Annotated in this window: 8 protein-coding genes; 7 read left to right on the top strand and 1 reads right to left on the bottom strand. The window is 71.8% G+C overall.

Annotated features, from left to right (window positions below; translation table 11 throughout):
* Nucleotides 1-483, top strand: a 483-nt coding sequence (locus tag BN344_RS01105; protein WP_040336691.1) for an SPFH domain-containing protein, incomplete at its 5' end; no start/stop codon positions are given.
* 115 nt (nt 484-598) lie between these two features.
* Nucleotides 599-1270, top strand: a complete 672-nt coding sequence (locus BN344_RS01100; RefSeq protein WP_040336690.1) for a hypothetical protein — start codon at nt 599-601, stop codon at nt 1268-1270.
* Between the two features lie 24 nt (nt 1271-1294).
* Here the strand turns inward: BN344_RS01100 and ileS are convergent, their stop codons facing one another.
* Nucleotides 1295-4486 (bottom strand): isoleucine--tRNA ligase, encoded by a 3192-nt coding sequence (ileS, locus tag BN344_RS01095; RefSeq protein ID WP_081788291.1) that lies wholly within the window; start codon nt 4484-4486, stop codon nt 1295-1297.
* A gap of 109 nt (nt 4487-4595) precedes the next feature.
* On the opposite strand from ileS, the gene BN344_RS01090 reads away from it, so the two are divergent.
* From BN344_RS01090 to BN344_RS01070, 5 genes are all read left to right on the top strand, one after another.
* Nucleotides 4596-6107, top strand: coding sequence for a potassium/proton antiporter (locus BN344_RS01090; protein WP_040336689.1), 1512 nt, complete (start codon nt 4596-4598; stop codon nt 6105-6107).
* A gap of 117 nt (nt 6108-6224) precedes the next feature.
* Nucleotides 6225-7460 (top strand): DUF4032 domain-containing protein, encoded by a 1236-nt coding sequence (locus BN344_RS01085; RefSeq protein WP_040336688.1) that lies wholly within the window; start codon nt 6225-6227, stop codon nt 7458-7460.
* Between the two features lie 207 nt (nt 7461-7667).
* Nucleotides 7668-8975, top strand: coding sequence for an extracellular solute-binding protein (locus tag BN344_RS01080; RefSeq protein ID WP_040336687.1), 1308 nt, complete (start codon nt 7668-7670; stop codon nt 8973-8975).
* Complete coding sequence (locus BN344_RS01075) at nt 8972-9934, top strand: carbohydrate ABC transporter permease (RefSeq protein WP_040336686.1); 963 nt, start codon at nt 8972-8974, stop codon at nt 9932-9934. Before BN344_RS01080 ends, BN344_RS01075 begins: the two co-directional genes overlap by 4 nt.
* A complete protein-coding gene (locus BN344_RS01070) occupies nt 9934-10767 on the top strand; it encodes a carbohydrate ABC transporter permease (protein ID WP_040336685.1) in 834 nt (277 codons plus the stop codon). Before BN344_RS01075 ends, BN344_RS01070 begins: the two co-directional genes overlap by 1 nt.
* Nucleotides 10768-10867: the final 100 nt, after the last annotated feature.

Raw genomic sequence — 10867 nt, 5'->3', positions numbered from 1 at the left:
CCGCGCGAGGACGACAGCGCCCGGGCCTCCCGGATGCTGGCCCTCGCCACCGAGACCGCGGACCGCTACGTCAACGAGGCCAAGACCCAGGCCGAGCAGATGCTCAGCGGGGCCAAGGCCAACAGCGAGCGGCTGATGACCGAGGCGCGCACCAAGAGCGAGCAGATGGTCGCCGAGGCCAAGCACCGCGCGGACTCGATGATCGGTGACGCCCGCACGCGTGCCGAGACGATGGAGCGAGAGGCCCGCGCCAAGGCCGCCGCCCTCGACCAGGACGCCGAGCGGCGCCACGTCGAGGTCATGGGCAGCCTCGAGGAGAAGCGCTCCAGCCTCGAGCGCAAGATCGAGGAGCTCCGGACGATGGAGCGCGAGTACCGCACCCGCCTCCGGTCGTTCCTCGAGTCGAACCTGCGCGACCTGGACAGCCGAGGATCGGCCGAGCCGGCCTCCAACGCCCGGCAGAACCAGCACGCCACGGCCTGACAGCCACCCGACAGGGCCCCCGGACACTGCGTCCGGGGGCCCTGTCGCGTCCCGGTGGCGCTGATCGCCGCGTCGGCGGGCGCGAGCGGGCGGCGGTGGCCCTAGAGTCCGGAGCGTGATCGTGGCTGCCGGCCTGTTGGTGCTCGTCGGGCTCGGGCTGTTCGTCGCCGGGGTGCTGACCGGCGAGACGCCCTTCTACTGGGCATGCGTCGGCGCCTGCGTGGTGGCAGCGGTGCTGCTCGTCGTCGCACGCCTGCGGATGAGCCCCAGCGCCGGGAAGGCTCCCGCCTCCGGTCGGGCCGCGTCGGCCGACGAGGCGACGACGACGAACACGACGACGAAGCCGGCGACGACGAAGGCGCCCGCCGCAGCCGCCGGGACCACGGCCACCGGGGCCACCGCCGCCGGTCTGGCTGCCGCCCAGCCGGCAGAGGCCGCCGACGCGGGAGCCGCTGCTCCCGACGAGGCAGTAGCGACCGGATCAGCGGCGTCGACGGCCGCCTCGTCCCGGGCCGACGACGGACCCGCCGCGACGCCCTCGGCGGACGGGGGAGAGCCCCCGGTCGAGGAGGTCGAGGTGACCGACCTCCTGCTGGTCGTGGACCTCAAGGACGAGGTGCTCGTCGTCGACGAGCACCCCCGGTACCACCTCAGCGGCTGCCCCCACCTGGCCGGTCAGGAGACGATCCCGATCCCGCTGGACGAGGCGAAGACCGACGGCTTCACGCCCTGCGGCATCTGCCGCCCCGACGCGACGATCGCCGACCGGGCCCGCGCACGGAGGTGAAGGACCCCGGTCCGTCCGGAGGGCTCAGGCGCGGGTGACCCAGAAGCGGGAGCCCTCGGGGCCCTCGACGCCCTCGCCGGCCCCGGTTCCGCGCTGCACCCGCACCGCGAGAACCTCCTCGGCCAGCGCCTCGGCGTGCTCCTCGATCGCCTGGGCGACTCTGCCCTCGGCCGACCAGGTGAGCTCGATCCGGTCGCTGACCTCGAGGCCAGCGCTCTTCCGGGCGTCCTGCACCAGTCGTACGACCTCGCGGAACACACCGGCCCGCTCCAGCTCGGGGGTGAGCGTCAGATCCAGTGCGACGGTCAGCCCGCCTGCGCTGGCCACCGTCCAGCCCTCGCGGGGGGTCTCGGTGACGATCAGGTCGCCCTCTTCCAGCGCGACGGGTGCGCCGTCGACCTCGACGGTCGCCGTCCCGGCCCGGTAGTCCGCCACAAGTGCCGCGGCGTCGGTGGCGGCCACCGCCTTGGCCACCGCCTGCACCTGCTTGCCCAGCCGCCGGCCAACCGCGCGGAAGTCGACCTTCACGCTCACGTCGACCAGGGCGCGACCCACCGCTGCCAGCTCGGTGGTCGACTCCACGTTGAGCTCGTAGGCGAGCTCGGTCTTCAGTTCCGTCGGCAGGTCTGACCAGCCCGGGGCGGAGATCAGGGCCGCGGCCAGCGGCTGCCGTGTGCGCGCCTTTCCCGAGGTCCGCGCCGAGCGGCCGAGTTCCACCAGCCGGCGGACCAGGTCCACCTGAGCCACCAGCGCGTCGTCGCGGGCGTCCTCGTCGACCGTGGGCCAGCTGGCCAGGTGCACGGAGTCCGGTGCGTCGTCTTCGCGACCGGGCAGCACCGCCCGGCTCCAGACCTCCTCGGTGACGAACGGGGTGAAGGGCGCCATCAGCCGGGTGAGCGCGTCGAGGACCTCGTGCAGCGTCCCCAGCGCGGCCGGGTCGCCGTCCCAGAACCGCCGCCGGGAACGGCGCACGTACCAGTTGGAGAGGTCGTCGACGAAGCCGGCGAGCAGCCTGCCGGCGCCCTGGGTGTCGAAGTCCTCCAGGGCGTCGGTGACGCCGCGGGTCACGGCGGCCAGCTGGGCCAGCGCCCAGCGGTCCAGCAGCGAGCGCTCGGTGCGCGGCGGAGCGGGGGAGGCTCCGTCACCACCCGGCCCACCCCAACCGTTCGCCTCGGCGTACAGGGTGAAGAAGCTGGCGGTGTTCCAGTAGGTGAGCAGCACCTTGCGGACGACCTCGGACAGCGTCTCGTGCCCCACCCGGCGGGCCGACCACGGCGAGCCGCCGGCGAGCATGAACCAGCGCACGGCGTCGGCGCCGTGCCGGTCCATGAGCGGGATCGGCTCGAGGATGTTGCCCAGGTGCTTGCTCATCTTGCGGCCGTCCTCGGCCAGGATGTGGCCCAGGCACAGCACGTTCTCGTAGGAGCTCTGCTCGAACACGAGCGTCCCGACGGCCATCAGCGAGTAGAACCAGCCGCGGGTCTGGTCGATCGCCTCGCAGATGAACTGCGCCGGGTAGGCGGCCTCGAACTGCTCCTGGTTGCGGTGCGGCGCGCCCCACTGGGCGAACGGCATCGAGCCCGAGTCGTACCAGGCGTCGATCACCTGCGGCACCCGGCGGAAGGTGCCCTCCTCGCCGGGCAGGGTGAAGGTGACCTCGTCGATGAACGGCCGGTGCGGGTCCAGGTCGGACAGGTCGCGGCCGGTCAGCTCCGAGAGCTCGGCCAGCGAGCCGACGACGACCATCCGGCCCGGGTCGGCGTCGTTGCGCCAGATCGGCAGCGGAGTGCCCCAGTACCGGTCCCGGGACAGCGCCCAGTCGACGTTGTTGTTCAGCCAGTCGCCGTAGCGGCCGTTCTTGATGTTCTCGGGGAACCAGTTGGTCGTCGCGTTCTCGGCGAGCAGCTGGTCCTTGATCGCGCTGGTCCGGATGTACCAGGACGGCTGCGCGTAGTACATGAGCGGCGTGTGGCAGCGCCAGCAGTGCGGATAGCTGTGCTCGTAGCGCTGCTCGCGCCAGAGGACGCCGCGGGCCTTCAGGTCCTCCACCAGGGCCGGGTCGGCGGCCTTGAAGAAGTGCCCGCCGACCAGCGGGACCTCCGGCAGGAAGTGGCCGGTGGAGTCGATCGGGACGACCACGGGCAGCCCGTACCCGCGGCAGACGGCGAGGTCGTCGGCGCCGAAGGCGGGGGACTGGTGCACCAGGCCGGTGCCGTCCTCGGTCGTCACGTAGTCGGCGAGGACGACGAAGTGCGCGTCGACCGGCCGGCCGTCGGGGCCCTCGGGGAACTCGACCAGCTCGAACGGGCGCTGGTAGTGCACCCGCTCCCAGTCGCGGCCCGAGGTGCGGGCCAGGACCTCGACGTCGTCGGTGTCCCCGAACACGGCGCCCAGCAGCGGCTCGGCGACGACGAGCGTGTCCCCGCCCCGCTTCGCGACCACGTAGGTGACGTCCGGGTGCATCGCGACCGCGGTGTTCGAGGGCAGCGTCCACGGCGTCGTCGTCCAGATCAGCAGGTCGGCCCGGCCGGCCCACTCGCCGCTGGTGACCGGCATCCGCACGTACACCGACGGGTCGGTGATCGTCTCGTAGCCCTGGGCCACCTCGTGGTCGGACAGGCCGGTCCCGCAGCGGGGGCAGTACGGGGCGACACGGTGGTCCTCGACCAGCAGGCCCTTGTCGAAGATCTGCTTGAGCGACCACCAGACGCTCTGGATGTAGCCGGCGTCCATCGTCCAGTAGGCCGTGGACATGTCCACCCAGTAGCCCATGCGCCGGGTCAGACCGGTGAAGGCGTCGACGTGCCGCTCGACCGACTCCCGGCACTTGGCGTTGAACTCGGCGATGCCGAAGCGCTCGATGTCGGGCTTGCCCGCGAAACCGAGTTCCTGCTCCACGGCGATCTCCACGGGCAGGCCGTGGCAGTCCCAGCCGGCCCGCCGGGGCACGTGCCAGCCCTGCATCGTCTTGAAGCGCGGGAAGACGTCCTTGAACGCACGCGCCTCGATGTGGTGCGTGCCCGGCCGGCCGTTGGCGGTCGGCGGGCCCTCGTAGAAGTTCCACTGCGGCTTGCCGGCCGAGCCCTCGAGGCTGCGGGCGAAAACCTTGTCGGCCTCCCAGCGCTCCAGGATCTGCTGCTCCAGGGCCGGCAGGTCGACCTGCGGGGGCAGCGCGGCGAACGGGCCGGAGGCCGAGGGTGAACTCACGTCGTCCATTCTCCCCGAACCGGCAAACGGGTTCTGCGGCGGCCGACCCGTGCCTACCGGCGGGGACCGCTGTCCCCACCGGCGTACGGAAGACTGCCCCCATGGGGGACGGCGGCCGGTGAGCACCACCGTGACCCTCGCGCTGGGCATCGGCGCCGTCGTCGTGCTCGTGGCCGCGGTCGCCCTGCGCCTGGCCGACCGGCTCGGCATGCCCAGCCTGCTCCTCTACCTCGCGCTCGGCGTCGCGCTGGGGGAGAGCGGCCTGGGCATCGAGTTCGAGGACTTCGAGCTGGCGGCCAACCTCAGCATCGCCGCGCTCGTGATCATCCTGGCCGAGGGTGGGCTGACCACGAGGTGGGACGACATGCGGCGCGCACTGGGGCCGGGAGTCACCCTGGCCACCGTCGGCGTGGGTGTCAGCGTCGTCGTCACCGCGTCGTTCGCCGTCTGGCTGCTGGACCTGGAGTGGGGATTCGCCCTGCTGCTCGCGGCGGTGATCGGCTCGACCGACGCGGCCGCGGTCTTCGCCGTGCTCCGGCGGCTGCCGCTGCCGCGCCGGCTGGTGGCCGCCGTCGAGGCGGAGAGCGGGCTCAACGACGCCCCGGTCATCCTGCTCGCCGCGGCGCTGATCAGTCAGCTCAACGGGGACGCGACCGCCGCCTGGTACGTCGTGGCACTCCAGGTGGTCGGGCAGCTCGCCGGGGGCGCCGTCGTCGGGCTGGCCATCGGCTTCGGCGGGGGCTGGGTCCTGCGGCGGGTCGCGCTGCCCGTGGCGGGTCTCTACCCGCTGGCCACGCTGGCCATCTGCGTGCTCGCCTACTCGGTGGCCACGCTCGGCGCCACGTCCGGGATCGTCGCGGTCTACCTGTGCGGGGTCGTCCTGGGCAACGTCCGGATGCCGCACCGCTCGGCCAGCATCGGCTTCGCCGAGGGAACGGCGTCGCTGGCCCAGATCGGCCTGTTCGTGCTGCTGGGGCTGCTCGTGTCGCCGAGCCGGCTGCCCGATGCGCTGCTCCCCGCGCTGCTCGTCGGGGCCGCCCTGCTGCTGGTCGCCCGGCCGCTGTCGGTGCTGGCCAGCCTGGTGTGGTTCCGCTGGCCGCTGCGGCACCAGGTGTTCGTCTCGTGGGCCGGCCTGCGCGGCGCGGTACCGATCGTGCTGGCCACCTTCCCGCTGACCGGGCGGGTGCCCGACGCCGCGATGATCTTCGACACGGTGTTCGTCCTCGTGGTCGTGTTCACCGTGGTGCAGGGCGGGTTGCTGCCGCTGGTGACGCGACGGCTGGGGATCGCCGCGCCGGTCACCCCGCGCGACATCGACGTCGAGTCCGCGCCCCTGGAGGAGCTGGACGCCGAACTGCTGCAGCTGACCGTGCCCGAGGGCTCGCGGCTGCACGGGGTGTACCTCCCCGAGCTACGCCTGCCCGAGGACGCCGCGGTGGTGCTGATCGTCCGCGGCGGACGGTCGTTCGTCCCCGACGACGACACCCGGCTCATGCGCGGCGACCAGGCGCTGCTGGTCTCCGCCCGGAGGTCCCGGCGGGAGGCAGAGCGTCGGCTGCGGGCGGTCAGCCGCGCCGGTCGGCTGGCGTCCTGGCGCGGTGAGGCGGGCACGGCGACCGGCGCGGATTGACAGAGGCCCCTGCTGCCATACCCCTCGCGGGCTCGGGGGCGGGCCCCTGCAGCAGGGCCGACGGGCGCCGCTGCCCCTACCATCGACGAGAGGACGACGTTCCTGGGAGGAGGCCGTATGCGCTACCTCTTCCGGCCGCCGGCCACCGAGGCGGCCGGCCTGCTCAGCCTCCCCTGGGACCAGCCGCTCGAGCAGTGGGATCCGGCGATCCTGCTGGACGTGCCGCAGCGGGGCATCTCCCGGCACGTCGTCCGGTTCGTCGCCACCGGCGGGCACGTCTACGCGCTCAAGGAGATCGGCGAGCGGCTGGCGCGCCACGAGTACGCGCTGCTCGCCCAGTTCGAGGAAGAGGGGCTGCCGGCGGTCAACGTGCTCGGCATCTGCGTGGACCGCCCCGGCGACCAGGAGGCGATCCTGGTCACCCGGTACCTCGAGTACTCCATGTCCTACCGCTGGCTGTTCTCCCGGCCACAGGGCGAGCACTCCGCCGAGCAACTGCTCGACACGATGGTGGTGCTGCTCGTCCGGCTGCACCTGGCGGGTGTCTTCTGGGGGGACTGCTCGCTGTCCAACACCCTTTTCCGGCTCGACGCCGGCACGCTCGCCGCCTACCTCGTCGACGCCGAGACCGTGGAGCGCTACCCGTCCCTGTCGCCCGGCCAGCGCAACCACGACGTCGACCTCGCCCGTGAGCGGGTCGGCGCGGAACTGCTCGACCTCCGCTTCGGCGGGCTGCTGCCCGAGGGGATCGACCCCATCGACGTGGCGGACAGCCTGCCGCCCCGCTACGAGTCGCTCTGGGAGGAGGTCACGCACGAGCAGACCTTCTCGCCCGAGGAGCAGCAGTACCGCGTCGCCGAGCGGCTCCGGCGGCTCAACGAGCTGGGGTTCGACGTGGGCGAGGTCGAGATCATCACCTCGGACGAGGGCGCCCGCCTGCGCGTCGACACCCGGGTCTCGGAGCCCGGGCAGAACCGGCGGGAGCTGTTCCGGCTGACGGGCCTGGAGGTGCACGAGCGCCAGGCGCAGCGGCTGCTCAACGACATCCGAGCCTTCCGGGCCTACCTGGAGCAGCAGACCGGGGGGCCGGTGCCGGAGTCCTACGCCGCGCACCGGTGGCACGCGGAGGTCTACCAGCTGGTGGTGGATGCGATCCCCGCCGACCTCGCCGGCCGGCTCGCTCCGGCCGAGGTGTTCCACGAGGTCCTGGAGCACCGCTGGTTCCTGTCCGAGCAGGCGCAGAGCGACGTCGGGACGGCGGAGGCGGCCGAGTCCTACTTCGCCCACGTGCTTCCGCGGACACCCGCGGAGGTCACCACCCCGTCGGTCATCGCCGGCCGGGGCCGCCGCTGACCCCGCCGTCGCCGCCCGGCGGAGGGGCCCGGGTCTCGGCGAGGTCACGGCGCCGCGGTCCGGTCCCGGTTCGAATTGACACCGAATGTGGCCTGCACCACGCTCCAGACGGCGCTTGTTGATCAGCTCGAGGCGCGCCGACGGAGGCGATGACCGATGCCCATGGCTCGAGGCCAGTCCCGATCCGACGAGCGCCGGAGGACGCCCGTGCGCGCCCGGCGCAGGCCGCACCGACGGGGGCTGGCCGGCGCCGCCGCCGTGCTGGTCGCGGCCGGCACGCTGGCCGCCTGCGGGGGCGACGACGGGGGGACGCCGACGCTCACCTGGTACTACAACCCGGACAACGGGGGCCAGGTCGAGCTCGCGAAGCGCTGCACCGAGGAGGCCGACGGCCGCTACCGGATCGACACCGCGATCCTGCCCCGGGACGCCTCCTCCCAGCGCGAGCAGCTGGTGCGCCGGCTGGCGGCCAAGGACTCCTCGATCGACCTGATGAGCCTCGACCCGATCTACGTCCCGGAGTTCGCGCAGGCCGGCTTCCTCGCCCCGGTGCCCGAGGACGTCGCCGAGCGGGTCACCGAGGGCGTCGTCCAGAGCGCCATCGAGGGCGCGACGTGGGAGGAGGAGCTCGTCGCCGTCCCCTTCTGGGGCAACACGCAGCTGCTCTGGTACCGCAAGTCGGTCGCCGAGGCCGCCGGGCTCGACATGGAGCAGCCGGTCACCTGGGAGCAGATCGTCACCGCCGCCCAGGAGCAGGACGTCGACCTCGGCGTGCAGGGCATCCGGGCGGAGTCCCTGACGGTGTGGTTCAACTCGCTCATCGAGTCCGCCGGCGGCTCGGTCATCGAGGGCAACGCGGAGGACCCCCAGAACCTGGAGCTGGGGCTGGACTCTGAGGCGGCCGTGGCGGCCGCCGAGGTCATGCGCATGGTCGCCGACTCCGGTCAGGCCGGCGCCGCGTTCTCCACCGAGAACGAGTCGGCGTCGGCCGCGGAGTTCGAGGGGGAGCGCGGCGGCTTCATGGTCAACTGGCCGTTCGTCTACGCCCAGGCCGTGTCCGGCGTGGAGGGCGGCACCCTCGACCAGGCGGTCCTGGACGACTACGGCTGGACGCTGTGGCCGTCGGTCGTCGAGGGGGAGCCCAGCGCTCCGCCGCTGGGTGGCATCGACCTGGGGGTCGGCGCGTACTCGGAGAACGTCGACTTCGCCTACGAGGCCGCCGAGTGCATCACCACGGACGAGAACCAGGCGTACTACATGATCAACGAGGGCAACCCGGCGTCCTCGGCCGCGGTGTTCGACGACCCCGAGGTCATCGAGGAGTTCCCGATGGCCGACACCATCCGGCAGTCCCTCGAGCAGGCCGCCCCGCGGCCGCAGACCGCCTACTACAACGAGGTCACCGGAGGCCTCCAGCGCGAGTACCACCCGCCGGGCTCGGTGCAGCCGGGCGAGACGGGTCCGCAGGCGGCCGAGCTCATCGCCGCCGTGCTGCGAGGGGAGCAGCTGCTGTGAGTACGACGACGCTTCCGCCGACCAAGAAGACCGCGCCCAAGTCGGCGCCGGACGCGACGACCAGCGACCGGGCCAAGAGCGAGCGCAAGCTCGGCTGGTTGCTGGCCGGGCCGGCCTTCCTGGTGATGCTCGCGGTCACCGCCTATCCGATCCTGCAGGCGACCTACGAGTCGTTGTTCTCCTACCGGCTCACCGACCCGGACAACCGGTCGTTCGTCGGGCTGCAGAACTACGGGGTCATCCTCAGCGACCCGCTCTGGTGGCAGTCCCTCTGGGTGACGGCGCTGATCACCTTCATCACCGTGCTCGTCGAGCTGGTGCTCGGGTTCGCGCTGGCGATGGTGATGGCGAAGGCGCTCAGCACGATCCGGCCCATCGCCCGGGCGGCGATCCTCATCCCGTACGCGGTGATCACCGTGGTGTCGGCCTACGCCTGGCAGTTCGCCTTCGACATCAACACCGGGTTCGTGAACTCGTGGTTCGCCTGGATTCCCGGCGTCGGCACCGACACCGACTGGTTCGGTGACTTCGGGACGTCGATCTTCGTCATCTGCCTCGCGGAGATCTGGAAGACCACCCCGTTCATCTCGCTGCTCCTGCTGGCCGGCCTGGCCCAGGTGCCCGAGGTGCTGCAGGAGGCCGCCAAGGTAGACGGCGCCACGTGGTGGCAGCGGCTGTGGAGGGTGACGCTGCCGAACATGAAGGCGGCGATCATGGTCGCCCTGCTGTTCCGCACGCTGGACGCGTTCCGGATCTTCGACAGCATCTTCGTGATGACCGCGGGCGCCAACGGCACCGAGTCGGTGTCGTTCCTGGCCTACCGGCAGACCATCTCCCGCCTCGAGATCGGCCTGGGCTCGGCGCTGTCGGTGCTGCTGTTCCTCTCGGTGATCGTCATCGCGATGATCTTCATCAAGGGCTTCAAGGTCGACCTGTCACAGGCGAGGGGTGAGGGCTGATGTCCCGGCGGGAGAAGACCTGGTGGTGGGTCGGCGGCGCGCTGATCATCGTCTACTGCCTGTTCCCCATCGCGTGGATCGTCTCGCTGTCGTTCAAGGCGCCCAGCGACCTCAACACCGGCGGCTTCCTGCCGTCTGCGGTGTCGTGGGAGAACTACGAGCTGATCCTCACCGGTGGGGCCAGTGACCTGTTCCTGCCGGCGCTGCGCAACTCGTTCGCGATCTGCCTGATCGCCACCGCGATCTCGTGCCTGCTGGCGATGTTCGCGGCCTACGCGATCGCCCGACTGGACTTCCCGGGCAAGAAGGTGATCCTCTCCACGGCGCTGATCGTGGCGATCTTCCCGATCATCTCGATCGTCACCCCGCTGTTCAACCTGTGGCGCAACATCGGCCTGTACGACACCTGGCCGGGCCTGATCATCCCGTACCTGTCGCTCACCCTGCCGATCTCGATCTGGACCATGTCGGCGTTCTTCCGCGAGATCCCGTGGGAGATGGAGCAGGCCGCTCAGGTCGACGGCGCGACCACGTGGCAGGCCTTCCGCAAGGTGATCGTGCCGCTGGCCGCGCCCGGGGTGTTCACCACCGCGATCATCGCCTTCTTCATCGCGTGGAACGACTTCCTCTACGGCATCTCCCTGACCTCGACCGACCGCGCCCGGCCGGTGCCCGCGGCGATCGGTCTGTTCTCCGGCGAGTCCCAGTTCGTCGAGCCGACCGGCGCGATCGCGGCCGCCGCGGTCATCGTCACGATCCCCGTCGTCGTCCTGGTCCTGCTCTTCCAGCGGCGCATCGTCGCCGGCCTCACCAACGGCGCGGTCAAGGGATGACCCCCGTGACGCTCCTTCCCACCACGTCCTTGCCGCTCCCCACCACGTCCTTGCCGCTCCCCACCACGTCCTTGCCGCTCCCCACCACCCCACCCACCCA

The organism is Candidatus Blastococcus massiliensis AP3, assembly GCF_000582785.1.
Taxonomy (GTDB): domain Bacteria; phylum Actinomycetota; class Actinomycetes; order Mycobacteriales; family Geodermatophilaceae; genus Blastococcus; species Blastococcus massiliensis.
This window is presented reverse-complemented; position numbering and strand designations above follow the sequence as displayed.